The 23,157-nt window shown below is 59.7% G+C and carries 28 protein-coding genes; 15 read left to right on the top strand and 13 right to left on the bottom strand.

Annotation, left to right across the window (positions count from 1 at the left end; all coding sequences use genetic code 11):
- Nucleotides 1–42 precede the first annotated feature (42 nt).
- From ACW5XC_RS08310 to ACW5XC_RS08295, 4 genes are all read left to right on the top strand, one after another.
- A complete protein-coding gene (locus ACW5XC_RS08310; protein WP_042053498.1) occupies nucleotides 43–1,182 on the top strand; it encodes an amidohydrolase/deacetylase family metallohydrolase in 1,140 nt (379 codons plus the stop codon).
- Complete coding sequence (locus tag ACW5XC_RS08305) at nucleotides 1,166–2,281, top strand: DgaE family pyridoxal phosphate-dependent ammonia lyase (RefSeq protein ID WP_042053496.1); 1,116 nt, start codon at nucleotides 1,166–1,168, stop codon at nucleotides 2,279–2,281. Before ACW5XC_RS08310 ends, ACW5XC_RS08305 begins: the two co-directional genes overlap by 17 nt.
- Nucleotides 2,281–3,021 carry a 2-dehydro-3-deoxy-phosphogluconate aldolase gene (gene dagF, locus ACW5XC_RS08300; RefSeq protein WP_042053494.1) on the top strand — a complete coding sequence of 247 codons (741 nt, stop codon included), beginning with the start codon at nucleotides 2,281–2,283 and terminating at the stop codon, nucleotides 3,019–3,021. The genes ACW5XC_RS08305 and dagF overlap by 1 nt, the downstream gene beginning before the upstream one ends.
- Before the next feature lie 106 nt (nucleotides 3,022–3,127).
- Nucleotides 3,128–5,032: a BglG family transcription antiterminator gene (locus tag ACW5XC_RS08295; protein WP_042053493.1), complete on the top strand. Its 1,905-nt coding sequence runs from the start codon at nucleotides 3,128–3,130 to the stop codon at nucleotides 5,030–5,032.
- 17 nt (nucleotides 5,033–5,049) lie between these two features.
- On the opposite strand, the gene npr is transcribed toward ACW5XC_RS08295, so the two are convergent.
- The 10 genes from npr to ACW5XC_RS08245 form a co-directional block, all read right to left on the bottom strand.
- Nucleotides 5,050–5,322, bottom strand: a complete 273-nt coding sequence (gene npr / locus ACW5XC_RS08290) for a PTS phosphocarrier protein NPr (RefSeq protein ID WP_005336318.1) — start codon at nucleotides 5,320–5,322, stop codon at nucleotides 5,050–5,052.
- A gap of 20 nt (nucleotides 5,323–5,342) precedes the next feature.
- Complete coding sequence (gene rapZ / locus ACW5XC_RS08285) at nucleotides 5,343–6,209, bottom strand: RNase adapter RapZ (protein ID WP_005341768.1); 867 nt, start codon at nucleotides 6,207–6,209, stop codon at nucleotides 5,343–5,345.
- 45 nt (nucleotides 6,210–6,254) lie between these two features.
- Nucleotides 6,255–6,701 (bottom strand): PTS IIA-like nitrogen regulatory protein PtsN, encoded by a 447-nt coding sequence (ptsN, locus tag ACW5XC_RS08280; RefSeq protein WP_005336322.1) that lies wholly within the window; start codon nucleotides 6,699–6,701, stop codon nucleotides 6,255–6,257.
- A 2-nt stretch (nucleotides 6,702–6,703) separates the two neighbouring features.
- Nucleotides 6,704–6,991, bottom strand: a complete 288-nt coding sequence (gene hpf, locus ACW5XC_RS08275; protein WP_005336323.1) for a ribosome hibernation promoting factor — start codon at nucleotides 6,989–6,991, stop codon at nucleotides 6,704–6,706.
- A 20-nt stretch (nucleotides 6,992–7,011) separates the two neighbouring features.
- Nucleotides 7,012–8,451 (bottom strand): RNA polymerase factor sigma-54, encoded by a 1,440-nt coding sequence (locus tag ACW5XC_RS08270; protein WP_005336331.1) that lies wholly within the window; start codon nucleotides 8,449–8,451, stop codon nucleotides 7,012–7,014.
- A gap of 65 nt (nucleotides 8,452–8,516) precedes the next feature.
- Complete coding sequence (lptB, locus tag ACW5XC_RS08265; protein ID WP_005336333.1) at nucleotides 8,517–9,242, bottom strand: LPS export ABC transporter ATP-binding protein; 726 nt, start codon at nucleotides 9,240–9,242, stop codon at nucleotides 8,517–8,519.
- Nucleotides 9,243–9,254: 12 nt separating this feature from the next.
- Nucleotides 9,255–9,773, bottom strand: a complete 519-nt coding sequence (gene lptA, locus ACW5XC_RS08260; RefSeq protein WP_042053490.1) for a lipopolysaccharide transport periplasmic protein LptA — start codon at nucleotides 9,771–9,773, stop codon at nucleotides 9,255–9,257.
- Nucleotides 9,760–10,320 carry an LPS export ABC transporter periplasmic protein LptC gene (gene lptC / locus ACW5XC_RS08255; RefSeq protein ID WP_005336338.1) on the bottom strand — a complete coding sequence of 187 codons (561 nt, stop codon included), beginning with the start codon at nucleotides 10,318–10,320 and terminating at the stop codon, nucleotides 9,760–9,762. Before lptC ends, lptA begins: the two co-directional genes overlap by 14 nt.
- Nucleotides 10,317–10,871 carry a 3-deoxy-manno-octulosonate-8-phosphatase KdsC gene (kdsC, locus tag ACW5XC_RS08250; RefSeq protein WP_005336340.1) on the bottom strand — a complete coding sequence of 185 codons (555 nt, stop codon included), beginning with the start codon at nucleotides 10,869–10,871 and terminating at the stop codon, nucleotides 10,317–10,319. The genes lptC and kdsC overlap by 4 nt, the downstream gene beginning before the upstream one ends.
- The gene (locus ACW5XC_RS08245) at nucleotides 10,871–11,866 is read right to left on the bottom strand and encodes a KpsF/GutQ family sugar-phosphate isomerase (protein WP_042053489.1); all 996 of its coding nucleotides are present in this window, start codon (nucleotides 11,864–11,866) and stop codon (nucleotides 10,871–10,873) included. Before ACW5XC_RS08245 ends, kdsC begins: the two co-directional genes overlap by 1 nt.
- 207 nt (nucleotides 11,867–12,073) lie before the next feature.
- Here ACW5XC_RS08245 and mlaF point away from each other — a divergent pair, with 207 nt between their 5' ends.
- The 7 genes from mlaF to murA are packed head-to-tail and all read left to right on the top strand — an operon-like array spanning nucleotide 12,074 to nucleotide 16,594.
- Nucleotides 12,074–12,874, top strand: coding sequence for a phospholipid ABC transporter ATP-binding protein MlaF (gene mlaF, locus ACW5XC_RS08240; RefSeq protein ID WP_042053487.1), 801 nt, complete (start codon nucleotides 12,074–12,076; stop codon nucleotides 12,872–12,874).
- Entirely contained in the window at nucleotides 12,874–13,653 is a 780-nt protein-coding gene (mlaE, locus tag ACW5XC_RS08235; protein ID WP_005336345.1) for a lipid asymmetry maintenance ABC transporter permease subunit MlaE, read from the top strand. The genes mlaF and mlaE overlap by 1 nt, the downstream gene beginning before the upstream one ends.
- Before the next feature lie 7 nt (nucleotides 13,654–13,660).
- Nucleotides 13,661–14,158, top strand: a complete 498-nt coding sequence (mlaD, locus tag ACW5XC_RS08230; RefSeq protein ID WP_005336348.1) for an outer membrane lipid asymmetry maintenance protein MlaD — start codon at nucleotides 13,661–13,663, stop codon at nucleotides 14,156–14,158.
- 2 nt (nucleotides 14,159–14,160) lie between these two features.
- Nucleotides 14,161–14,793 carry an MlaC/ttg2D family ABC transporter substrate-binding protein gene (locus tag ACW5XC_RS08225; protein WP_005336350.1) on the top strand — a complete coding sequence of 211 codons (633 nt, stop codon included), beginning with the start codon at nucleotides 14,161–14,163 and terminating at the stop codon, nucleotides 14,791–14,793.
- The gene (locus ACW5XC_RS08220; protein WP_005336352.1) at nucleotides 14,790–15,062 is read left to right on the top strand and encodes an STAS domain-containing protein; all 273 of its coding nucleotides are present in this window, start codon (nucleotides 14,790–14,792) and stop codon (nucleotides 15,060–15,062) included. Before ACW5XC_RS08225 ends, ACW5XC_RS08220 begins: the two co-directional genes overlap by 4 nt.
- Entirely contained in the window at nucleotides 15,062–15,319 is a 258-nt protein-coding gene (gene ibaG / locus ACW5XC_RS08215; RefSeq protein WP_005306001.1) for a BolA family iron metabolism protein IbaG, read from the top strand. Before ACW5XC_RS08220 ends, ibaG begins: the two co-directional genes overlap by 1 nt.
- Before the next feature lie 18 nt (nucleotides 15,320–15,337).
- A complete protein-coding gene (gene murA, locus ACW5XC_RS08210; RefSeq protein WP_042053485.1) occupies nucleotides 15,338–16,594 on the top strand; it encodes a UDP-N-acetylglucosamine 1-carboxyvinyltransferase in 1,257 nt (418 codons plus the stop codon).
- Between the two features lie 87 nt (nucleotides 16,595–16,681).
- On the opposite strand, the gene pmbA is transcribed toward murA, so the two are convergent.
- Entirely contained in the window at nucleotides 16,682–18,025 is a 1,344-nt protein-coding gene (gene pmbA, locus ACW5XC_RS08205; RefSeq protein WP_042053484.1) for a metalloprotease PmbA, read from the bottom strand.
- A 114-nt stretch (nucleotides 18,026–18,139) separates the two neighbouring features.
- Between pmbA and yjgA the strand changes: the two genes are divergently transcribed.
- Entirely contained in the window at nucleotides 18,140–18,664 is a 525-nt protein-coding gene (gene yjgA / locus ACW5XC_RS08200; RefSeq protein WP_005336359.1) for a ribosome biogenesis factor YjgA, read from the top strand.
- A 396-nt stretch (nucleotides 18,665–19,060) separates the two neighbouring features.
- Nucleotides 19,061–19,843, top strand: coding sequence for a gamma-glutamyl-gamma-aminobutyrate hydrolase family protein (locus ACW5XC_RS08195; protein WP_042053482.1), 783 nt, complete (start codon nucleotides 19,061–19,063; stop codon nucleotides 19,841–19,843).
- Nucleotides 19,844–19,855: 12 nt separating this feature from the next.
- On the opposite strand, the gene ACW5XC_RS08190 is transcribed toward ACW5XC_RS08195, so the two are convergent.
- Nucleotides 19,856–20,239, bottom strand: a complete 384-nt coding sequence (locus tag ACW5XC_RS08190; protein ID WP_042053586.1) for a hypothetical protein — start codon at nucleotides 20,237–20,239, stop codon at nucleotides 19,856–19,858.
- A 145-nt stretch (nucleotides 20,240–20,384) separates the two neighbouring features.
- On the opposite strand from ACW5XC_RS08190, the gene ACW5XC_RS08185 reads away from it, so the two are divergent.
- Complete coding sequence (locus ACW5XC_RS08185; RefSeq protein ID WP_005356684.1) at nucleotides 20,385–21,911, top strand: cyclic nucleotide-binding domain-containing protein; 1,527 nt, start codon at nucleotides 20,385–20,387, stop codon at nucleotides 21,909–21,911.
- Nucleotides 21,912–21,956: 45 nt separating this feature from the next.
- Nucleotides 21,957–22,355 carry an STY0301 family protein gene (locus ACW5XC_RS08180; protein WP_042053481.1) on the top strand — a complete coding sequence of 133 codons (399 nt, stop codon included), beginning with the start codon at nucleotides 21,957–21,959 and terminating at the stop codon, nucleotides 22,353–22,355.
- A 76-nt stretch (nucleotides 22,356–22,431) separates the two neighbouring features.
- Here ACW5XC_RS08180 and ACW5XC_RS08175 read toward each other — a convergent pair whose 3' ends face one another.
- Nucleotides 22,432–23,142, bottom strand: a complete 711-nt coding sequence (locus tag ACW5XC_RS08175) for an HAD-IA family hydrolase (protein WP_042053480.1) — start codon at nucleotides 23,140–23,142, stop codon at nucleotides 22,432–22,434.
- Between the last annotated feature and the right edge of the window lie 15 nt (nucleotides 23,143–23,157).

The raw sequence follows: 23,157 nt of genomic DNA, 5'->3' as shown, positions 1-23,157 counted from the left end.
GTACCAGCCGCCCTGCGGGGCGGCTCGCCAGAGGTTATCAGCATGTACGACATCATCATCAAAGCGGGGCGGCTGGGAGATGACCAGCTCGTCGATATCGCCATCAGGGAGGGCAAAATCGCCGCCATCGGCTCCCTGCCGGAGACGGCAACGGCGCGGCAGATCCTGGAGCTCGGCGGCAGGGTGCATGTGAGCGCAGGCTGGATCGATGGCCACACCCACTGCTACCCCGCCTCCCCCATCTATCACGATGAGCCGGACAAGGTGGGCGTAGAGTCCGGCGTCACCACCGTCATCGACGCCGGCAGCACCGGAGCCGACGATGTGGATGACTTCCAGCTGATCGCTGCGGGCTGCAAGACCCGGGTGCATGCCCTGCTCAACATCTCCCGCATCGGTCTGCTGCGCCAGAACGAGCTGGCGGATAGCCGGGACCTCGATATGGATCTCGCCTCGGCAGCCATTCGCCGCCACCCCGACTTTATCGTCGGCATCAAGGCGCGGATGAGCGGTAGCGTGGTCGGAGAAAACGGTATGCAACCGCTGCGCATGGCCAAGGCCCTGCAACAGGCCCACGGCCAGCTGCCGCTGATGGTGCACGTGGGTAACACACCGCCGGATCTGGACGAGATAGTCGCTCTGCTGGGGGATGGCGATCTGCTGACCCACTGCTTCAATGGCAAACCGAACCGCATTCTGGCCCCGGCTGGCGAGCTGCGGGTCGCGGTGCGCGAGGCGATGCAGCGGGGCCTGTTGCTCGACATCGGCCACGGCGGCGCCAGCTTCAGCTTCGAGGTGGCGGAGCTGGCTATCCGACAGGGGATCCTGCCCCGCACCATCAGCTCCGACATCTACTGCAAGAACCGCATCAAGGGGCCGGTCTACAGTCTGGCCCACGTGATGTCGAAGTTTCTCGCCATCGGCATGACGCTGGAGCAGGTGCTCGCCTGCGTCACCCATCAAGCGGCCGATGCCCTGCGCCTTTCCGGCAAGGGGCGGCTCGAGGTGGGCGCCGATGCCGATCTGACCCTGTTCGAGGTCACCAGCGGCCCGACCCTGTTTATGGATACCGAAGCCCAGTCCCGCAGCGGTGACCAACAACTGCAGCCTCTCGCCGCCCTGGTCGGTGGCGAACTGGTTCTGACTCACTATGGGAAATCACACCATGCCTTCTGTTTATGAGAAATATCAGCTCAAACCGGTGATCAACGCCTCCGGGCGCATGACCATTCTCGGCGTCTCCACCCCCGAGCAGGAGGTGGTCGATGCGGTCAATTTTGGCCTGGGCCACTACTTCGAGGTCAAGGATCTGGTCAACAAGACCGGCGCCTATCTGGCTGGTTTACTGGATGTGGAAGATGCGGTGGTGGTCTCCTGTGCCAGCGCCGGCATCGCCCAGTCAGTCGCCGCCATGATAGTGCGCGGCGATCCCTATCGTCTTGAGCACCTGCATGCCCATCCCCATGAGGTGCCGAGTGAAATCGTGCTGCCCAAGGGGCATAACGTCAACTTCGGCGCCCCGGTCGGTACCATGGTCAATCTGGGTGGCGGCAAAGTAGTGGAAGCCGGTTACGCCAACGAGTGCTCCCCTTCCCAGCTGGCAGCCGCCATCAATGCCAACACCGCTGCGATCCTCTATATCAAGTCCCACCATTGCGTGCAGAAGAGCATTCTGTCGGTGGCAGAGGCCGCCGAGGTCGCCAAGACCCACGGGCTCCCGCTCATCGTCGATGCGGCTGCCGAAGAGGATCTGCGCCTCTACTACAACCAGGGAGCGGATCTGGTCATCTACAGCGGTGCCAAAGCCATTGAAGGGCCCACCAGCGGGCTGGTGCTCGGCAAGCGTCAGTACGTGGAGTGGGTCAAACAGCAGGCCAATGGCATCGGTCGCGCCATGAAGGTGGGCAAGGAGGGGATCCTCGGCCTGACCCATGCCATCGAGCGCTATCTGGCCAAAGAGAAGGAGAGCGGCGCCGCCATGGTTGCCAAGATGAGCCCCTTCATCGAGCGCCTCAACCTGCTGCCCGGCGTCACCGCCAAGGTGGTATGGGACAGCGCAGGACGTGACATCGCCCGCACCGATATCGCCTTTGACCACCAGCAGCTCGGCATGACTACAGTGCAGGTCGTCACCCGTCTGCAACAGGGCACACCTGCCATCTACTGCCGCGGCTACAAGGCCAACGAGGGGCACATCGAGATCGATGTGCGCAGCGTCACCGTGCCCCAGCTCGACCAAATCCACTCTGCCATTGCCAACCTCGTTCAGGAGAATCGCTGATGTCCCTTACCCCCAACTACTATCGTGATCGGGTCTGTCTCAACGTGCTGGCAGGTTCCAAAGAGAATGCCGTCGAGGTGTACGACGCAGCCGAAGGCCACGTGCTGGTCGGTGTGCTCTCCAAAAACTACCCGGATATTCCCTCCGCAGTTGCCGATATGAAGGAGTACGCCAAGCTTATCGACAACGCCCTCTCCATCGGGCTAGGCGCCGGCGATCCGCGCCAATCCGCCATGGTGGCCGAACTGGCCTGCCAGCTGCAGCCCCAACACGTCAATCAGGTGTTCACCGGTGTCGGCGCCAGCCGGGCGCTGCTCGGCCAATCACAAACGCTGGTGAATGGGTTGATCTCCCCTACCGGCATGCCGGGCATGGTGAAGATCTCCACCGGTCCACTCAGCGCCGGGCAGCCCGATGGCATAGTGCCCATCGATACCGCCATCGCCCTGCTCAAGGACATGGGCGGCAGCTCGGTCAAGTTCTTCCCCATGGGTGGGCTGGCCTGCCACGACGAGTATCAGGCAGTGGCCGAGGCTTGTGCCCGCCACGGCTTCTGGCTGGAGCCCACCGGCGGCATCGATCTGGAGAACTTCGAGGAGATAGTGCGGATTGCGCTGGACGCCGGAGTCGAGAAGGTGATCCCGCACGTCTACAGCTCCATCATCGACAACGCGAGCGGGCACACTCGCCCCGAGGATGTGCGGACTCTGCTGGCCATAGTGAAACGACTGTTGGCCTGATGGCAGTCACGGCACCGGTTCAATCACTGACCGGTGCCTGGCTTGTTGATGACCCACTTGTTAACATCGACCCTTTATCTCGCAACAGGAGTCTTGCATACCCCCTATGATCAAGCTGCCACACCCCAGGCTCCATCAACTGCTGATCCAGCTCCATGCCGAACCGCTGCCACAGGAGGAACTGGCTCGCCGCCTCAATGTCTCCACCCGCACGGTGCGCACCGATGTGGCGACCCTCAACGAACTGATTGCCACGCACGGCGCTCACCTGATCCACCAGCGTGGCAGCGGCTACCAGCTGAAAATCTACAATCAGGGACTGTTCGAGGCTCTGCTGTCGGCCCAGGGTCAGGATAGCGGCCTGCCACGCACCAGCCGGGAGCGGGTGCTGCACCTGCAGATCCTGCTATTGACGGCAGAGCAGGGGATCAAGCTCGATGAGCTGGCTGATACCTGGTATCTGAGCCGGGCGGCACTGCAGGGGGATATGGCGGAAGTCCGTGAGCAACTCAGCCACTTCAGGCTCAGCGTCGAGAGCAAACCCCGCCTGGGGATGCGCATTCAGGGTGAGGAGACGGCGATCCGGGCCTGCCTGACCCAGCTGCTCTATCAGGAGTTGCTGCACAACAACCAGTTGCAAACCCTGTTGCCCAACCTTTGCCCCAGCAAGACGATGGAGGTAGTGGGCAATCACATCCATGCCCAGCTTGCCCGACATCAGCTGCGCCTCGCTGACGAGAGCTTGCAGCAGCTCGCCATCTACTGCGCCGTTGCCCTGCTGCGTCAGGCATCCGGTCACGAGTTGCGCCACTTCGCCAGCGAAGACCTGACTCTGCCGCTGCTGGCAGTATCTCGCGATATATATGCAGTATTGCCAACCCTGACGCCCCCCGTAGAGGAGGAGATCGCCGGTCTCGCCATCCAGATCCAGGCGCGCCTGATTGCCGATACTCCCCAGCTCAGCCCGGCGATGGCCGCCGAGAGCGAACAGCTGGTGGCACATCTGCTGACCTACATTCATCAACACTACCCTTACGACCTGCGAGGCGACCAACAGCTGCGGGCCGACCTGCAAACCCATATCAGCGCCATGCTGCTACGGGTTAAATACCAGATTGGCAACCACAACCCGCTGGCCGATCACATCAAGCAGTACTACCCCCTCGCCTACGACATCACGTTGGCGGCCATTTCGGAGTGGATCAAGCAGACCCCCTACCGACTGACCCATCACGAGATCGGCTATCTGGTGATCCATATCGGGGTCGGGCTGGAGCGCCATTACGATATCGGCTATACCCGCCGCCCGCAGGCGCTATTGCTTTGCGATGCGGGCAACGCCACCTTCCGGGTGCTGGAAGCACGCATCAAACGGGAGTATCCCCAGTTGCAGCTGACCACGCTGGAGTCGGTGCGGGATTACGAAGGTCTGGCGCAGATCGCGCAGGACTTTGTCATCAGTACCGTCAAGGTGAACGAAAAAAACGCCCCCGTGGTACTCGTTGCCCCCTTCCCGACCCAATACCAGCTGGAGCAGCTTGGCAAGCTGGTGCTGATCGACCGCACCCGCCCCTACATGCTCGACAAATATTTCGATTCCGACCACTTCATGGTGGTCAACGGCCCCCTCAGCCAGGCCGAACTGTTTGCCCGTATCTGTGATCAGCTGGAGGCGGAAGATCTGGTGGAGAGCGGCTTCAGAGCCTCACTGCAGGAGCGGGAGCGGATCGTCTCCACCATGCTGGGAGAAGGGATCGCCCTGCCCCACTCCCTCGGTCTGCTGGCGCGCCGCACTCTGGTTTACACCGTACTGGCCCCGCAGGGGATCGACTGGGGCAACGGAGAAATCGCGACGCTCATCTTCGTGCTGGCCATCAGCAAGGCCGACTACGAGGAGGCGATGGGTCTCTACGACCTGTTTCTGGCACTGATGAACGAAAAAGCCAGCAGGAATCTGCTGGCTTGTCGGGATTTTGCCAACTTCAAAACGCTGGCGCGTACCGGTTCATAACATAAAACAAGGAGTGACTACTCCTCGTTGAAGCCGGAAGTGAACAGCTCCACCACGGCGGCCAGGGCCTCGACCTCTTCGGGGCCCTCAACCTGTACTTCCACCTGCCGCCCTTGCGCCGAATCCAGCATCAGCAGGCCGATGATGCTGTCAGCATCGGCCTCCACACCATCTTCATTGCGCAGTAGCACGTGGGCATCGAAACCCTGCACCAGCTCGAACAGCATCATGGCAGGTCTGGCATGAATACCCAGCTTGTTTTTCACTTCAACCGAGGCGGAAACAGTCATCGGGTCGTCCTATTGGTCCGTCAGGATTGGGGGGCACTCTTGTCGAGAGTGCGGTGGCGGATCTGCACGTTCTTGCCAAGCAAACGGAATGCACTGGCCAGCCGCTCTGCAATAAAGACCGAGCGGTGCTGACCACCGGTGCAACCGATGCCGACCGTGAGGTAGCTGCGATTGTTGCGCTCCAGATGGGGCAACCAGGTCGCCAGCATATTTTCGATCTGCTGGGTAAACAGCATCACATCAGCTTGCGCCGAGAGGTAGTTGGCAACCGGCTCATCCTTGCCGGTGAACGGCTTGAGCTCGGGGATCCAGTGCGGATTGGGCAGGAAGCGGGCATCGAACACGAAGTCGGCATCCTTGGGAATGCCGTACTTGAAGCCGAACGACTCGAACACCAGCACCAGCTCGTTCTCTTTCTTGCCGAGTACCCGGGTTTTGATGAGCTCGCTCAGGTCGTGAATGCTGAGGGTGGTGGTGTCGATGCGCAGGTCAGCGGTCGAGGAGAGTGGCGCCAGCAGGTGGGTCTCCTCCCGAATCGCCTCATCCAGCGACAGCTTGTTGCGTGAGAGGGGGTGCAGGCGGCGGCTCTCGCCATAGCGCTTGAGCAGGGTGCCGTTGTCGGCATCGAAGAAAAAGCTGGAGAACTCTACCCGCCCCTCATTACGCACCTGAGCCAGCAGATTTTCCAGTTTCTCCGGATCGCTCGGCAGGTTGCGCACATCGATACTGACCGCCAATTTGTCGTACTGGCTCTCCACCGAGACAATCAGCTGGGGCAGCAGATTGACCGGCAGGTTGTCCACACAGTAGTAACCCAGATCTTCCAGCACTCGCAGGGCTACCGTTTTACCGGAGCCCGAGCGTCCACTTACCACGATTAACTGCATCTTGTTCCCTCACGCCAAAACGGGTGTCTCATCCTTGGCCTGCTGTCAGGCCGAGGTCATGATCTGATAGAGCTCTTCGTCGCTGGTTGCCTGACGCAACTGGCGGCAAACCGCCTTGTCACCCAGCTTGGAAGCCATCAGAGAAAGGGTCTTGAGATGCTGCTTGCACTCGCTTTCCGGCACCAGCAAGGCAAACAGCAGGTCAACCGGTTGATTGTCGATGGAGTCGAAAGGAATAGGGTCGGCAAAGGTCATCAGGATCGCGGTTGGCGGGAACTCATCGTCAATGCGACCGTGGGGGATCGCAATACCGGCACCGATCCCGGTACTACCCATTTTTTCGCGGGCCAGCAAGCATTCAAACAGCGCCTGACGGGAGGTGCCAAGGCGTTCGGCGGCCAGCTCGCTGATGATTTCGAGGGCGCGTTTCTTGCTGGTACAAGGGACTGCACTCTTGGTGCAGTCCCGACTCAGTATGTGTTCAAGTTGCATGGTTATTTTTTATTTAACTTATCTTTGTGCTTGATGATCTGCCTGTCCAGCTTGTCGAGCAAGGTGTCTATCGCAGCATACATATCGGCATGTTCAGAGTTGGCAAACACTTCGCCACCGCTGACGTGCAATTTGGCTTCCGCTATCTGGTTCAGTTTTTCCACGCTAAGCACCACATGAACATTGTTGATGTGGTCGAAGTGACGCTCGAGTTTGGCAAATTTGTTGTTCACATAATCACGCAGAGCTTCGGTGATCTCGACATGGTGTCCGGTCAGGTTAATTTGCATAACATCATCCTTTTGTTTGCCTAAACCAGGCGTTTGCGCTGATTGGAAGGTGGGATAAACAAGGATTCGCGATACTTAGCGATCGTGCGTCTCGCCACCATAATACCCTGTTCGGCCAGCAAATCCGCGATCTTGCTATCACTTAACGGCTTGGCAGGATTCTCTGCCGTGACCAGCTTCTTGATGAGCGCGCGAATTGCGGTCGATGAGCACTCTCCTCCTCCTTCGGTGTTCACATGGCTGGAGAAAAAAAACTTCAATTCGAAGATACCACGGGGGGTATGCATGTACTTCTGGGTCGTCACCCGGGAGATGGTCGACTCATGCATCTCTACCGCTTCGGCGATGTCATTGAGCACCATCGGCTTCATCGCCTCTTCACCATACTCGAAAAAGCCCTGTTGCTGCTCGACAATGCAACTGGCCACTTTCAGCAGGGTGTCATTGCGACTTTCCAGGCTCTTGATGAACCACTTGGCTTCCTGCAAATGGGAGCGGATAAACTGGGTGTCGGTGCTGCTGCGGGCGTTGCGGGCCATGGCGGCATAGGTCTCGTTGACCCGGATGCGGGGGGCAGAGTCGGGATTGAGCTCGACCACCCACTTGCTGCCCTTCTTGACCACGGAGACGTCGGGGATCACGTACTGGGAGTCGCTCTGGATGATGCCATTGCCGGGGCGCGGCTCCAGCAGCTGGATCAGATCCAGCACCTCCTTGAGGTCGCTCTCTTTGAGTTTTGTCTTGCGGGCGAGGGTGCGGTAATCCCGGTTGCCGAGCAGCTCCATGTGCTCGAGGATCACCTCCTTGGCCTCGTTGAGCCAGGGGGTCTGCGGGTCATACTGATCCAGCTGGATCAGCAAACACTCCTGCACAGAACGGGCAGCAATACCGACCGGATCGAAGTGCTGCACCCGCTTGAGTACCGCCTCGACCTCATCGAGCTCCACCTCTACGTCATCGCTGGTGACGGCTGCCTGGATATCCTCCAGCGCAACGGTCAGATAACCGGATTCGTCGATGGCATCGATAATGGCGAGCGCGATGGCAGCATCCACATCGCTGAACGGTGTGAGCCGCATCTGCCACAGCAGATAATCCTGCAGGTTTTCGGTGGTTTCACCCTGATAGACGCTATCTTCCCCATCGTGGATGGGGCCCGCGCTCTGGGCGGTGCCGGCAGAGTAAACCTCGTCCCAGGTGGTATCCACCGGCAACTCATCCGGCATCTGCTCCTGAGCCATGGCATCGCTGGAATCCAGCTGGCTGGCATCGACCGGCGCTTCCGGACTGGTCTCTTGCGCCTCGCTCTCTTCCTGCTCCAGCAGAGGGTTGTTTTCGAGCGCTTGCTGAATTTCCTGCTGAAGTTCCAGAGTGGAGAGCTGGAGCAGACGAATCGCTTGTTGTAATTGCGGCGTCATGGTCAGGGACTGACCGAGACGCAACTGTAATGTCGGCTTCATCTACGTCGGGATATCCTTATGTTCAGCGAGGCACTCGTCAAAGGAAATGAAGGCATGCCCCCTTACTATAGACTGAATTGATCGCCCAAATAGACGCGCTTGACCTGCTCATCGGCAAGGATGTCAGCCGGTGCACCTTCGGCAATCATCTTGCCGTGGCTGACGATATAGGCCTTCTCACATACGTCCAGAGTCTCTCTGACGTTGTGGTCGGTAATCAAGACGCCAAGGCCTCTATCTTTCAGATGCTGAATGATCTTCTTGATGTCTATCACAGAAATCGGGTCAACCCCTGCAAAGGGTTCATCCAGCAGAATAAAACGCGGCTCAGCCGCCAGCGCACGGGCGATCTCGACTCGACGGCGCTCACCGCCGGAGAGGCTCTGACCCAGGTTGTCGCGAATGTGGGTGATGTTGAACTCTTCCAGCAGTTGCTGAACCTTGTCCTCACGCTCCTCGCGACTCAACCCCTTGCGGGTCTGCATCACGCCCATCAGGTTGTCGAACACCGACAGGCGACGGAAGATGGAGGCCTCCTGCGGCAGGTAACCGATGCCATTGCGCGCCCGCACATGCATGGGCTGCAGGCTGATGTCCTGATCGTCGATGGTGATGAGACCGGCATCGCGCTGCACCAGCCCCACGATCATGTAGAAGGAGGTGGTCTTGCCCGCCCCGTTGGGGCCGAGCAGGCCGACAATCTGGCCGGTGCCCACTTCAAGGCTGACGTCACTCACCACCATGCGGCGCTTGTAGCTCTTCTGCAGGCCCACTGCTTTTAACACTGCCATGGCTTATTTTCCCTACTTCTTCTGGTCGGCGGGCTTGTCGAAATTCTCTACCTGATCCGGCAGGAACACGGTTTTGACCCGCTGGCTCGGGCTCTTGCTCTCGGCAATCATCTTCTGTTTGACGATGTCGTAGCGGATCAGATCGCCATTGACCTGGCTATCTTCCTGCTTGAGCTGACCGTTGCCGGTGATGGTCACCAGCCGGTTCTTCAGCTCGTAGCGGATAGTGTTGCCGTGGGCATTGACCGGCTTGCCGTTATCCAGGATCTGGAAGAAGGTGGCGGGCTTGCCGTAGGCAGTCATCACCTCAGCCCCTTTCTCGCCGGAACGGGTCACTACCACCTTGTCAGCCTTGATCCGGATGGTGCCCTGATTGATGGTCACATCCTCTTCGAAGGTGATGCGGTTGTCCTGCATCTCGGCCACCTGTTTGACGGCATCGACGTAGACCTTCTCGGCAAAGTCGGACTCTTTGGCGGTCACCGCACCACACAACAACAGGGCTGCGAGGGCCAGATTAGCGTTTTTCATTGAAATAGATGGCATGGCCTTGATCCAGTAACTCAAAATATTTGCGGTCCAGATGGCCCTTGAGGCCAACCCCTTGGGTCTGGAAATCCCGACCCAGAATGTTCACTTCCCGGTTGCTGCGCACATCCTGTGTCACCAGATCCAGCTCCAGATAGGGAGTATCCAGTGTGGAGATGAAAGAGGTAGGTAGCAGACCATCCAGATGCACCTTGTCCCGCAGGATGACGTTGTCGCCGGTGTTGAGCACGCCGGTTTCGGCGGTCACCTTCCACTCGGCAGCACCCTGATCGTCATACATGTAGACCACCGGCTTGTCGAAGGTGGCCTGCTCGAGGATTTGATAATACTCGGCGTAGGTCGACTCCAGCCGCTCGGTGCGCTTGCCGTTGATATCAAAACGGGTGGTCACCAGATCTTTGGCGACAAAATCCGGCTGATAGTTTTCGATTTTGACGGCGCTCTCAGGCACCAGCTCAACCTTGCCCAACTGCCAGGCAACCAGCGCGACCAGAAACAGCAGGGCAAACAACAGGGTCTGTCTGCTCATACCGAGGCCTCGGGCTGATAATCGTCGTGGCCCTGCGCCTGCAAAATGAGGTCACACACCTCGCGCACCGCGCCCATGCCACCGCCAAGCCGGGTCACCATATCGGCACGACTCAGCACCAGCGGATGGGCATCGGCCACGGCAATGCCGAGCCCACAGACCTGCATCACCGGCAGATCGATGGTGTCATCGCCCATATAGGCGGCCTGTTCAGCAGTCAGCCCCAGCTTGGCCAGCAGCGCTTCGAAGTGAGGCAGCTTTTTATCAGCCCCCTGCACCACATGAGCCACCCCCAGGCTTTTCATCCGATCGCTGACGATACGGGAGTTGCGCCCGGTGATGATGGCGATCTCGATCCCGGCATTGAGCAACGCTCGCATGCCCGCACCATCGCGGGTGCAGAAGGTTTTCAGTTCTTCGCCGTTGTTTCCCATGTAGATGAGGCCGTTGGAGAGCACCCCGTCCACATCGCACACCAGCAGGCGGATTTGCGCCGCCTTGTCGAACTGGCTGCGCGTCACCGGACCATAGAGGGTCGGTACGTTTTGCATCAAATTACTCCGGCTTTCAGCAGGTCGTGCATGTTGAAGGCGCCGAGCGGGCGTTTCTCTTCATCCACGACCAGTAATCCGTTGATTTTTCTCGTTTCCATCAGCTTGACGGCTTCCGCAGCCATCATCTCTGGACCTACGGTAACACAGTTGGCCGTCATCACACGGCTGATGGGGGTGTGATGGATATCGATCTGCTGGTCAAGAATGCGGCGCAGGTCGCCATCGGTAAAGAGCCCGGCCAGCAGGCCATTGCCATCGACCACCGCCGTCATACCGAGCCCCTTGCGGCTCACTTCCAGCAGCGCCTGGCTGATGGTGGCATCTATCCCCACCTGGGGCAACAGATCGCCACTGTGCATCAGGTCGCCAACCCGCAGCAACAGACGCTTGCCGAGCGACCCGCCCGGGTGAGAGAGGGCGAAGTCATCGGCGGTAAAACCGCGTGCTTCCAGCAGGGCGACCGCCAGGGCATCGCCCATGACTAAGGTTGCCGTGGTGCTGGAAGTGGGTGCCAGACCCAGCGGGCAGGCCTCTTTCTCCACCTTGATGCACAGATGTACGTTGGCCTCTTTGGCCATGGTAGAGGCCGGATTACCGGTCATACAGATGAGCGGAATGCCGCGGCGCTTGAGCACCGGCAGCAGGGCCAGGATTTCGTCGCTCTCGCCGGAGTTGGAGATAGCGATGATAAGGTCGCCACTGGAGATCATCCCCAGATCGCCGTGACTCGCTTCTCCCGGGTGAAGGAAGAAGGCCGGGGTGCCGGTGCTGGCGAGGGTGGCGGCGATCTTGCTGCCGATATGGCCCGATTTGCCCATGCCGGTGACCACTATCTTGCCACCGCAGCGCAGCACCATTTCGCACGCCTTGTCGAAGGCGTCGTTCAGATACTGATAGAGTCCATCAATGGCTTGCTTTTCTGTGTCCAGCACCGCGCGGGCACTGCGACGAAAATCGAACAGTTCAGACACTTTCTCAGGCTTTACAGACATAAAGACACAGCTCCGGGCCGAAATTAGCTGCGGGATTATAAAAAAGTCTGCCCGGATAAGCGAATCGGATGGCAAGTCCCGCTCTCGATGACGCACTTTGTTACAGAAAACTGTCGTGCAAATGGGCTTGCAGCCTGTTCAATAGTTGTTCCTTGCTGTTGCTTAGACCTAGACTACCCCATAAAATTCGCACCTCATTTACACCGGATGGACAATTGTTTGAACAATGACCTGATCACCATCTCCAATCTGACCTTCAGTCACGGAGATCGGCTGTTGTATGACGGGATCAACCTGACCATTCCTCGTGGCAAGGTGACCGCCGTCATGGGCCCGAGCGGCATCGGTAAAACCACCCTGCTGCGGCTGATCGGTGGCCAGCTCAAGCCGGAGTCCGGTCACATTCTGTTTGACGGGGAAGATATCCCCACCCTCTCCCGTTCACGCCTCTATGAAGTGCGCAAGCGGATGAGCATGCTGTTCCAGAGCGGCGCCCTGTTTACCGGCATGACGGTCTACGACAACGTGGCCTTCCCGCTGCGAGAGCACTCCGGCCTGCCGGAGGAGCTGATCCACACCATCGTCATGATGAAACTGCAGGCGGTGGGCTTGCGCGGCGCTGCAAAACTGATGCCCTCCGAGCTCTCCGGCGGCATGGCGCGCCGGGCGGCGCTGGCACGTGCCATCGCCCTTGACCCCGACCTCATCATGTATGACGAGCCGTTCGTCGGGCAGGACCCCATCACCATGGCGGTGCTGGTCAAGCTGATCAAGGAGCTGAATGATGCCCTCGGTATCACCTCAGTCATCGTCACCCACGATGTGAAAGAGGTGCTGAGCATCGCCGATTACGCCTACATCATTGCCAATCGCAAGGTGGTGGCGCACGGCACGCCGGACCAGCTGCGCGAGGAGCACAATCCCGAAGTCGAGCAGTTCCTCAAAGGATTGCCCGATGGTCCTGTTCCGTTTCATTTTCCGGCAGGCGATCTGCTACAGGATCTCTGATGTTGATAAGTCAAATAAGCAAGCTGGGGCGGGTCGGAGTGCGGTTTATCAGCTCCGTCGGTCGCGCCACCATCATGTTGTTCCATGCGCTGGCGGGCAAACCCGAGCCGCGCAAGCACTTCCCGCTGCTTGTCCAGCAGTTGTATGTGGTGGGCGTACAGTCGGTGGCCATCATTCTGGTCTCCGGCCTGTTCATCGGCATGGTGCTCTCGCTGCAGGGTTACAACGTATTGAAGGATTTCGGCGCCGAGCAGAGTCTGGGGCCGCTGGTCTCCCTCTCCCTGCTGCGGGAGCTGGGCCCTGTGGTCACGGCGCTGCTGTTTGCCGGCCGTGCCGGTTCGGCCCTGACCGCTGAAATCGGCCTGATGAAGGCCACAGAGCAGCTTTCAAGCCTCGAGATGATGGCGGTCGACCCGCTACGCCGGGTGGTTGCTCCCCGCTTCTGGGCTGGCGTCATCAGCATGCCGCTGCTGGCCTTTATGTTCAGCCTGATCGGCATCTTCGGCGGCAAGCTGGTCGGTGTGGACTGGCTCGGCGTGGACGAAGGGGGCTTCTGGTCTGCCATGCAGGCCTCCGTCGACTGGCATGAGGACATCATGCAGGGCGCCATCAAGAGCCTGATTTTCGCCCTGGTGGTCACCTGGATTGCGCTCTTTAACGGCTATGATGCCAAGCCGACCTCGGCTGGGATCAGTCAGGCCACGACCCGTACTGTGGTCCACTCATCCCTCGCCGTGCTCGGCCTGGATTTTATACTCACTGCAGTCATGTTTGGATAAGGTAAAGATGAAGTTCAGCAAAGTAGAATTCCTGGTCGGCACCTTCATGCTGGCTGGCATCGGTGCCATTCTGGCACTGGCCCTGCAAGTGGCCGGTTTGAGCTTCAAACCGGAAGGAGAAACCTATACCCTGCGCGCGCATTTCGATAATATCGGCGGCCTGAAAGTCCGTTCGCCGGTCAAGGTCGGCGGCGTTGTGGTCGGTCGGGTCAGCGACATCGTACTGGACCCGAAAACCCAGGTGCCCGAAGTGACCCTGATGATGCAAAAGAGCGCTGGCGAGTTCGCCGATACCAGCTCCCTCTCCATCCTCACCTCCGGTCTGCTCGGCGAGCAGTACATCGGTCTGGCCCCCGGCTTCAGCGATGAGGAGATGGGCACCGAGATGCTCAAGGATGGCGACCTGATTGAAGACACCAAATCCGCCATCGTGCTGGAAGATCTGATTGGCAAATTCCTCTACAGCCAATCCTCCGACAGCAAATCAGACAGCAAGAAGGAGTAACCATGTTCAAGAAAATCGCCCTGCTGCTGGGTCTGATGACCAGCATGCTCTTTTCCCTGTCTGCCCAGGCCGCAGTCGATGCCACCGACCCCAACGCGCTGGTGGATCAGGCTGCCAAGCAGACCTTTGCCCGCCTGAAAGCCGATCAGGCCCAGGTGAAGAGCAACCCGGATCACCTGCGGGTGATCATTCGCGAAGAGCTGCTGCCCTATGTGGACAACCGCTTCGCCGCCTACAAGGTGCTTGGCAACCAGATTAAAGAGACCACCGAAGCGCAGCGCAATGCCTTCGTCGAGGTGTTCACCGAGTACATGGTGAGCTCCTACGCCGATGCGCTGGCCCATTTTGACAAGCAGACCGTCAAGGTCGAGCCGGGCAAAGCTCCCAGCGGCAACATCACCGCCGTCAATGTCAGCGTAAAAGAGGCCGGCAAGCCGGACATCTTCCTCGAGTTCAAGCTGCGCAAGAACAACAAGACCGGCGAGTGGAAAGCCTTTGACATGGTGGCAGAGGGGATCAGCCTGCTCTCCGCCAAACAGAGCGAGCTCGGCGGTTTGATCCGCCAGAATGGCATCGATGCAGTGATCGCTCAGTTACGCGAACACAACGCCAAGCCGCTGGTACTCAAACCATGACCCTTAGCGGTGAGCTGCAGGCGCCACAGGTCAATGACCTGTGGCAACGCCGCGCCGAATGGTGGCAGGACGACCAGCTCGAGCTCGGCGGCGTCACCACCCTCGACTCCGCCGGACTGGCCCTGCTGGTCAAATGGGCCAAAGCCGTATTAGCGCGAGGCGCCACACCGCAACTGGTGGGCGCCTCCAGTGATTTCTATACCCTGGCCAACCTCTACGGGGTGGCCGGGCTGTTTCAATCAACCCCGCTCACAACTGAGGACGCATAATGCAAGTCTCTGAAATTGAAGCGATACTCCTTGAGGCTCTGCCATTGTCCGAAGTCCATGTCAAAGGGGACGGTAGTCACTACCAAGTGATCGCCGTCGGTGACATGTTTGACGGCATGAGCCGGGTCAAGAAGCAGCAGGCCATCTATGCCCCGCTGATGGACAAGATCGCCAGCAACGCCATTCACGCCCTCTCCATCAAGGCGTTCACCGACGCCGAGTGGAAACGCGAACGTAAATTCCTATTGCCCTCCTGATTTGGTAACGAAGTAAAAATGGACAAATTCAAAATCGATGGTCGTTGTACTCTCAACGGCGAAGTGACCATCTCCGGCGCCAAAAACGCCGCGCTGCCGATCCTGTTCGCGACCCTGCTCTGTGATGAAGAGGTACACCTCTCCAACGTGCCGCGCCTGAAAGATGTGGGCACCACCATCAAGCTGCTGGAGATGCTGGGCGCGACCACCAAGGTCAACGGCAACGTCACAGTGCTGACCGGTGCGGTGAACAACCACGTCGCTCCCTACGAGCTGGTGAAGACCATGCGCGCCTCCATTCTGGCGCTGGGTCCGCTGGCCGCCCGTTTCGGCGCGGCTGACGTCTCCCTGCCCGGCGGTTGCGCCATCGGTGCCCGTCCGGTCAACCTGCACGTCCACGGCCTGGAGCTGATGGGTGCCAAGATCACCATCGAAGATGGTTACATCAAGGCCCGTGTCGATGGCCGCCTGAAAGGCGCTCACATCCTGATGGATATGGTCTCCGTGACCGGTACCGAAAACCTGATGATGGCCGCGACCCTGGCTGATGGCCGCACCGTGATCGAAAACGCCGCGCGCGAGCCGGAAGTGGTCGATCTGGCCAACTTCCTCAATACCCTGGGTGCCAAGATCCAGGGCGCGGGCACCGATACCCTGACCATCGACGGTGTCGAGCGTCTGCACGGCGGCAACTACAGCGTGCAGCCTGATCGCATCGAAACCGGTACCTTCCTGGTGGGTGCAGCGGTCACCGGTGGCAAGATCACCTGCCGCAAGACCGACCCGACCCTGCTGGAAGCGGTACTGGTCAAGCTGGAAGAAGCTGGAGCCCTGGTTGAGAAGGGTGAAGACTGGATCACCCTCGACATGACTGGCCGCACCCTCAAACCGGTCACCATCAAGACTGCACCCTACCCGGCCTTCCCGACCGACATGCAGGCACAGTTCACTGTGCTGAACGCCGTCGCCAAAGGCACCGGCATGGTCACCGAGACCATCTTCGAGAACCGCTTCATGCACGTTCCCGAGCTGGTACGGATGGGCGCAGACATCGAACTGCAGGGCAACGTAGCCATCTGCCGTGACACCGAGCAGCTCAAGGGTGCCCAGGTGATGGCGACCGATCTGCGCGCCTCCGCCAGTCTGGTGCTGGCCGGCTTCGTGGCCGAAGGCTCCACCATCGTCGACCGTATCTATCACATCGACCGTGGCTACGAAGACATCGAGCAGAAGCTGCAGGGTCTGGGTGGCCGCATCGAGCGCATCAAGGGCTGATAGCCTCCTGATCGCTGGCCGATAAAAAGGCCCCCTCGCGTTGGCGAGGGGGCCTTTTTCATGGTTTCGGTTCTGTTGAAACCGGGATCAGTGGCCCGCCAGCTTCATATTCTCTACCAGCACCGAGCCGGTCTTGAGACTGGAGCGCTCATCCTCGTCACGACCCACCGCCACGATATGGCTGAACATCTCGGCCAGATTGCCGGCGATGGTGATCTCTTCGACCGGATAGGCTATCTCGCCATTCTCGACCCAGAAACCGGCAGCACCGCGGGAGTAGTCGCCATTGACGATATTGACCCCCTGCCCCATCAGCTCGGTCACCAGCAGACCGGTGCCCATCTCTTGCAGCATGCCTTGAAAATCCTGGCCGGTATTGGAGACCTGCCAGTTGTGGATGCCACCGGCGTGACCCGTAGTGGTCAGCCCCAGCTTGCGCGCAGAGTAAGAGGTAAGCAGCCAGCTCATCAGCTCACCGTTACGGATGATATCCATGTCGCGGGTACGCACCCCTTCCCCATCGAACGGGGTACTGGCGAGCCCGCCCAACAGGTGGGGGAACTCCTGAATGGTGAGCCACTCGGGCAGGATCTGCTTGCCCAATTTGTCGAGCAGGAAGCTCGACTTGCGATAGAGGTTGCCACCGCTGATGGCCATCACCAGATGGCCCCACAGACCGGAGGCTGTGTCAGGGTGGAACAGCACAGGCGCATGACGGGTAGAGATCTTGCGGGCGCCGAGGCGGGAGACGGTACGCTCAACGGCTTCGTCGGCAATGCGCTGCGGGCTCCAGAGCCCGTCGAGGGTACGGCTGGAGGAGTAGCCGTAATCCCGTTGCATATCGCCATCCTGCTCGCCGATCAGCACGCAGCTCAGTGAGTTGCGCGACGCCGCGTAGCCTTTGACGAAGCCGTGGCTGTTGCCATAGACCTTGATGCCAAGATGGCTGGAGAAACCGGCACCGTCGGAGTGCTTGATGCGGGCATCGCGACCCAGAGCGAGTCGTTCGCACTCGATGGCCAGTTCGATGCCGCGCTGGGGATCCAGTTCGATTTGGTGACACAGTTGCAGATCGGGGGCATCCCAGGCCAGCAGCTCGGCGTCCGCCAGACCGGCGCAATCATCGGCCGAGGTGTGGCGAGCAATCTCGATGGCCGCTTCAACGGCGGCACGAATGGCGGGTTTGCTCAGATCGGTGGTCGAGGAAGATCCCTTGCAACCATCGCGATAGACGGCGATGCCGAGGGCGCCATCCTTATTGAATTCAATGCTTTCCAGTTCACAACCCCGGGTGTTCACCGACAACCCGGTCTGCTTGCTGATGAAGACTTCGGCCAGCGAGGCGCCCAGTCCTTTGGCTATCTCCAGGGCTTCGGCAACCACGGCCTCGAGATGGGCTTGATCCTGGCGGATTTGGTCTTGCTGATCCATAACTCACATCTGTATGAAAGAAGGAAAGGGGGGTAAGCATATCAGACCCCTGCGCCCAGCGGGAGAAGCTGGTAACATATCCGCCAAACGTGAATGACAGGAATCAAGAGACCGATGAGTCAATATCAAGACGACAACGAGTTCGAAGACTGGGGCCCCAGCAAGAGCCAGCTCAAGCGCGATGCCGAAGCATTGCAGAAAATGGGGGAAGAGATCGTCTCCCTCAGCCACAGCGAGCTCGAGAAGATCCCGCTGGATGAAGAGCTGGCCGAAGCGGTAGAGCTGGGGCGCAAACTCAAGCCGAAGAAGGATGAGTCCTTCCGTCGCCATCTGCAGTTCATCGGCCGCCTGATGCGCAGCCGCGATATCGAGCCGATTGCCGAAGCGCTCTCCATCATCAAGAACCGTCACTCCACCGTGAATGCCCGCTTGCATCGCCTGGAGCAGTGGCGCGAGCGCCTGATCACCGAAGGTGACAGCGCCCTCAACGAGCTGATGTCCCAGTTCCACGAGCTGGATCGCCAGAAACTGCGCCAGCTGATCCGTTCCGCCAACAAGGAGCGGGAGCTGAACAAGCCGCCGGTCGCCTACCGCGAGATGTACCAGTATCTGCGCGGCGAGATCGAAGACCTGCTGTGATCCCCGGAACACGCCTCCCCTCGGGGAGGCGTGTTTCTATTGATGCCTTTTCCTCTCAACATCCCCCGCCAGCCCTGCGCGTTTAATATATCCACCATTTTACTACCCCAGCCATAACGGCTCATCTCAACAGCCCCGTTAAATCGCCGCTTAAGAGCAGTTCAAGACAAATCCGTTAACAACTTGGCCTCATTTTGTTTGACATATTGAACGGCCTTGGCAGACTGAAGAGAGGATCCATGCCGTCGCAGCCCAGGCTGACCAACGATTCTGCCACCCGGCCCGACGCGGGATCCCATGACCATGCCTTGAGGCATGCCCTTGCCCTGCCGGTTTGCAAGGGCCTGCCCAAGGCGCAGGATGAGACTTCAACGCCAAGGATAATCAAGGTGCCCTATGCCAAATCCCCTGCCTCCCGCTCCCCGTAAACCTGTCGTACTGATGACCATGGGCGCCCAGCCCCGCAACGGCCACGCCTATCAGGTGATGACCCACAAATACATCATGCCGCTGGTGGAGATAAGCGGCTGCGTCCCGCTGCTGGTGCCCACCTGCTGCGGCACCACCGATCTGGAGCAGTATCTGGATCTCGCCGATGGGGTCTATCTGAGTGGTGCAGGTTCCAATATCGATCCGGCCCTCTACGGCCAGGAGAACCTCACGCCGGAAAAACAGCAAGACAGGGATCGCGATTTGTTCGACCTGCCCCTCATCAAGGGAGCGCTCGCCCGTGGTTTGCCGATCCTCGGGATCTGCCGCGGCATGCAGGAGATCAACGTGGCGCTGGGGGGAGACATCCATCAGAAGGTCTATAACGAGCCGGGTTATGACGATCACCGGGAGGATGCCGACGATCCGGTCGACGAGCAGTATGGGCCGAGCCATCAGATCAAACTGCTGCCCGGCAGCTGGTTTGCCGAACTGATGGGGGAAGAACAGATTCCGGTCAACTCCCTGCATGGGCAGGGCATCAACCGGTTGGGGAAGGGTCTGAAGCCGTTGGCCCACGCCGAAGATGGGCTGATAGAGGCACTTCATGCTCCCGCACTGTCACCCTTTTTGCTGGCAGTGCAGTGGCATCCGGAGTGGAAAGCCAATGAAAACCCCCACTCCATCAAGATCTTTCAAGCCTTTGGCGATGCCTGCCGCCAACGCTGTGCATTGATGGCAGCGAGGTAATCCCTCATCGATTCAGTCGCCAAACCCGCGCGCCTTGAGCTTGGGCAGTCCGCCCCGCTCGGGGCGCAGCGTACGGCAGATATCCATCCCTTTGAGCCCGCGCTGGATATGGTCAGGCGAATGGCCAAACACCATGCCGTTGCTGCGGTAGAGGTTGTTGTCATCCAGCTCGAACTTCTCGCCGCCGATCAGCAACTGCTCGCGGCCATTGACCGTATCACCCCGCTTGATGGGCACCTTCATGTCGCTCAGCACCTCGCCGGTGGCACACCCCTCGCGCCAGCGCGCCTCGCTGGAGAAGGGGGTAATGACTATTTCACGCCAGGAGCCATCCCGGAATTCGACCCGATACTTCTCGGCCAGCAGGTCGCAGCCAGCCAATGGCAACAGGGCCATCAAACAGATGATTTTCTTTGAAAATTTCACTCAATCGCACTCCTTTGCCCGGTTCTGCACAGGATAAATAAATTGCCGCCCCAACGCACCATTTCCCCGCGCCGCAGCAGCTATGCTGGAAATAAAACCACAATAAGGTGCTGCTATGGCTGGCGAAAACCTCACCGCGCTACCGACGCTGATCTGGATTGGCGAACACCCGTTCTGGACCTTGCTCACCCTCTCCCTGATGCTGATCCACTTCTGGCGCCGTCCGGGACAGCGACGGGAGCTGCTCTCCGAGCTCAGTTTCGTGATGATTAGCGCGGTGGTAATCCTGCTGATCCAGCTGGAAGGGGGCTGGTTCAAACTGCCGCTGCCCCATCAATTGCTGATCGAGATCTCCACCCTCTTGGCCGGCCTGATACTGGTCAAGATATGGGGGATCCTGCTGTTCGAGTTTCTGCTCCCCCTCTGCCATGTGCGGATCCCGCGGATCATCGCCGATATCGTCATCACCATCGGCTATATCGGCTGGGGTCTGTTTCGCCTCTACGCCTCAGGCATGGCGCTCGGAGAGATAGTCACCACCTCAGCGGTCATCACCGCGGTCATCGCCTTCGCCATGCAGGACACCCTGGGCAACCTGTTGGCCGGGGTCTCCATTCAGCTCGACAACTCCATCGCCATCGGTGACTGGCTTCAAGTGGATACCACCCAGGGCCGGGTGGTGGAGATCAACTGGCGTGCCACCACCATCGAGACCCGCAACTGGGAGACAGTCGTCATCCCCAACAGCCACCTGCTTAAACAGCGCTTCACCGTGCTCGGACGCCGCCGTGGCGAACCCTTGCAGTGGCGGCGCTGGGTCTGGTTCGATCTGACCCTGGATACCCTGCCGACCCAGATCATCGCGCTGATCGAGAAATCCCTGCGGGAGACCAAGCTCCCCTGCGTTGCCAAGCATCCACAACCGGACTGCCTGCTGATGAACGTCGAAGGGGGCATCGCCCGCTATGCAGTGCGCTACTGGCTGACCGATCTGGCTCGCGACGATCCGACCGACTCCATGGTGCGCAGCCTGATCGATGCCGCCCTGCGCCGCAACGATCGCCGCCTCACCCCGCCGATCTTCAACGTCTTTATGGCCAAGGAGAAGCAGCATCTGGATGCCCGCCACAAGCGCCATACCGCCGAACGAACCGATACCCTGCGCAAGCTGCCGCTGTTTGCCATGTTGCAGGAGAACGAGCTGCTCCAGCTGGCCGATCAGGTGAAGTTCGCCCCCTTCGTCAGTGGCGACATCATGCTGGAGCAGGGAGATGTCTCCAGCTGGCTGTTCGTGCTGGTCAAAGGGGAAGCCGAGATGGTGGTCAATGTCGAAGGGCGAGAGCTGAAGCTTGGTACGCTCAACGCGGGGGACTTTTTTGGCGAACTGAGCCTGCTCACCGGCGAGCCCAGCTCCTTCACGGTACGGGCGGTGGCCACCGTCGAAACCTATCGCATCAATCAGGCAATGTTTCAGGAGCTGGTGATGCAGCGCGAGGCGCTGGTCGAGCCCCTCTACCGGGTGCTGAGCGACCGCCAGCAGGAGCAGCGGGCACTGCTGGAGCGGGAGGCGGAAGCCATGAAACAGCCACCACAACAGCTTGATCTGCTTGATAAACTGATGAAGCTGTTCGGTGGAAGATGACGTAGCATGGCACGATATTGAGGACGTGAAGAGAGAACCGCAGCCATGTTACTGACAACCCTGGCCCTTGCCGCCAGCCTGCAATTTGATTGTCCCGCCACCATAGAGACTCGCCAACAGCTGCTGACCCCGCAGCAGGGCTGGCAGGCGTTCACCCGCAATGACGATGGCAATCCGGACGAAACCCTCAGCCACCGGCTCGATAATCTGGCCCTGTTCGACGGAGATCCTGCCGAGCTGGCACAACTCAAACCGGATAATGGCGACAGAGACGAGATCCACTACTGGAGTCAGCTCGATAGCAGCCTGCGCCCGCTCTATCTGGTCTGCCGCTATCAGAACAGCGCCATCACCCTGCAGCAGCCGCTACCCGTCGGCATCAGTTACTGCCGCGTCAACCAGCGCGATCGCTACACCCTGCTCGGGCTGGTTTGTCGCAAATAGCGGGCGTAACCCCTTGCCATATATCGCTATTCGATGACAGCCATTACCGCCTGAGCCGGGCCACCCGCCAGCGCCATCAGAGCAGCAGCTCGGCCAGCTCCTCCAGTGCCGTCAGCTCAACGTCCGGCAACAGTTGCAGCTGTTGCCACGGTTGCTGCCGCTCGTTGAGCCAGGCGGCGCGAAAGCCGTGCAAGCGGGCACCCAGCACATCGGTCTCGGGGTGATCCCCGACATGTAAGATCCGCCCCGCTGGCAACTTGAGGGCGCTGCGGGTCTGCTCAAACATATCCGGTGCCGGTTTCATCCTGGCACCCACCCCCGCCTTGCAGACCAGCGTGAAGTAGTGATCCAGCCCTGCCTGAGCCAGATCCAGATTGCCGTTGGTGATGACCACCAGCGGATAGCGTTCGGCCAGTCTGACCAGCAGCTGATGAGTGGACTCGCTCACCTCGATCTTCGAGCGCTCTGCCAGAAACGCAGCAAACACCTGCTCCGCCTCGCGGCTGGCCTGCTGGTCGGCCATCCCCCCCTCGACCATGGCGGTACGGATGGTCTGCTGGCGCGCCAGGCTGACATCGTGGCGCAGCTCGGGCCGAGCCAGCAGCACAGCGCGTTTTAGCTCCAGCCAGCGCGGCTTGTCGAGCATGGCGGTGGCCAGATATTCGCTGCGCAGATGGTTCAGCATCCACTGCTCGGCGCGCACGATGGCGGGGCCGTTGTCATAGAGGGTGTCATCGAGGTCAAACGAGATGGCAGCAACCGGCTGCCAGCGGCGATAGAAGTGCATGGACTCTCCTCTGCA

It is taken from the genome of Aeromonas sp. 25-AL00135 (assembly GCF_054052385.1).
Note: the sequence above shows the minus strand (reverse complement) of the source record. Positions and strands in the feature narration are given on the sequence as shown.

Excerpts from the sequence above, each read along its gene's own strand:
- ACW5XC_RS08305 (WP_042053496.1), top strand. The coding sequence starts at position 1,166 with ATGCCTTCTGTTTATGAGAAATATCAGCTCAAACCGGTGATCAACGCC.
- kdsC (WP_005336340.1), bottom strand. The coding sequence starts at position 10,871 with ATGCAAAACGTACCGACCCTCTATGGTCCGGTGACGCGCAGCCAGTTC.
- ACW5XC_RS08310 (WP_042053498.1), top strand. The coding sequence starts at position 43 with ATGTACGACATCATCATCAAAGCGGGGCGGCTGGGAGATGACCAGCTC.
- mlaF (WP_042053487.1), top strand. The coding sequence starts at position 12,074 with ATGGACAATTGTTTGAACAATGACCTGATCACCATCTCCAATCTGACC.
- ibaG (WP_005306001.1), top strand. The coding sequence starts at position 15,062 with ATGCAAGTCTCTGAAATTGAAGCGATACTCCTTGAGGCTCTGCCATTG.
- mlaD (WP_005336348.1), top strand. The coding sequence starts at position 13,661 with ATGAAGTTCAGCAAAGTAGAATTCCTGGTCGGCACCTTCATGCTGGCT.
- npr (WP_005336318.1), bottom strand. The coding sequence starts at position 5,322 with ATGACTGTTTCCGCCTCGGTTGAAGTGAAAAACAAGCTGGGTATTCAT.
- dagF (WP_042053494.1), top strand. The coding sequence starts at position 2,281 with ATGTCCCTTACCCCCAACTACTATCGTGATCGGGTCTGTCTCAACGTG.
- yjgA (WP_005336359.1), top strand. The coding sequence starts at position 18,140 with ATGAGTCAATATCAAGACGACAACGAGTTCGAAGACTGGGGCCCCAGC.
- ACW5XC_RS08190 (WP_042053586.1), bottom strand. The coding sequence starts at position 20,239 with ATGGCCCTGTTGCCATTGGCTGGCTGCGACCTGCTGGCCGAGAAGTAT.
- ACW5XC_RS08185 (WP_005356684.1), top strand. The coding sequence starts at position 20,385 with ATGGCTGGCGAAAACCTCACCGCGCTACCGACGCTGATCTGGATTGGC.
- ACW5XC_RS08225 (WP_005336350.1), top strand. The coding sequence starts at position 14,161 with ATGTTCAAGAAAATCGCCCTGCTGCTGGGTCTGATGACCAGCATGCTC.
- pmbA (WP_042053484.1), bottom strand. The coding sequence starts at position 18,025 with ATGGATCAGCAAGACCAAATCCGCCAGGATCAAGCCCATCTCGAGGCC.
- ACW5XC_RS08270 (WP_005336331.1), bottom strand. The coding sequence starts at position 8,451 with ATGAAGCCGACATTACAGTTGCGTCTCGGTCAGTCCCTGACCATGACG.
- ACW5XC_RS08245 (WP_042053489.1), bottom strand. The coding sequence starts at position 11,866 with ATGTCTGTAAAGCCTGAGAAAGTGTCTGAACTGTTCGATTTTCGTCGC.
- ACW5XC_RS08180 (WP_042053481.1), top strand. The coding sequence starts at position 21,957 with ATGTTACTGACAACCCTGGCCCTTGCCGCCAGCCTGCAATTTGATTGT.
- ACW5XC_RS08295 (WP_042053493.1), top strand. The coding sequence starts at position 3,128 with ATGATCAAGCTGCCACACCCCAGGCTCCATCAACTGCTGATCCAGCTC.
- mlaE (WP_005336345.1), top strand. The coding sequence starts at position 12,874 with ATGTTGATAAGTCAAATAAGCAAGCTGGGGCGGGTCGGAGTGCGGTTT.
- lptC (WP_005336338.1), bottom strand. The coding sequence starts at position 10,320 with ATGAGCAGACAGACCCTGTTGTTTGCCCTGCTGTTTCTGGTCGCGCTG.
- rapZ (WP_005341768.1), bottom strand. The coding sequence starts at position 6,209 with ATGCAGTTAATCGTGGTAAGTGGACGCTCGGGCTCCGGTAAAACGGTA.
- murA (WP_042053485.1), top strand. The coding sequence starts at position 15,338 with ATGGACAAATTCAAAATCGATGGTCGTTGTACTCTCAACGGCGAAGTG.
- ACW5XC_RS08195 (WP_042053482.1), top strand. The coding sequence starts at position 19,061 with ATGCCAAATCCCCTGCCTCCCGCTCCCCGTAAACCTGTCGTACTGATG.
- lptA (WP_042053490.1), bottom strand. The coding sequence starts at position 9,773 with ATGAAAAACGCTAATCTGGCCCTCGCAGCCCTGTTGTTGTGTGGTGCG.
- ACW5XC_RS08175 (WP_042053480.1), bottom strand. The coding sequence starts at position 23,142 with ATGCACTTCTATCGCCGCTGGCAGCCGGTTGCTGCCATCTCGTTTGAC.
- lptB (WP_005336333.1), bottom strand. The coding sequence starts at position 9,242 with ATGGCAGTGTTAAAAGCAGTGGGCCTGCAGAAGAGCTACAAGCGCCGC.
- hpf (WP_005336323.1), bottom strand. The coding sequence starts at position 6,991 with ATGCAAATTAACCTGACCGGACACCATGTCGAGATCACCGAAGCTCTG.
- ptsN (WP_005336322.1), bottom strand. The coding sequence starts at position 6,701 with ATGCAACTTGAACACATACTGAGTCGGGACTGCACCAAGAGTGCAGTC.
- ACW5XC_RS08220 (WP_005336352.1), top strand. The coding sequence starts at position 14,790 with ATGACCCTTAGCGGTGAGCTGCAGGCGCCACAGGTCAATGACCTGTGG.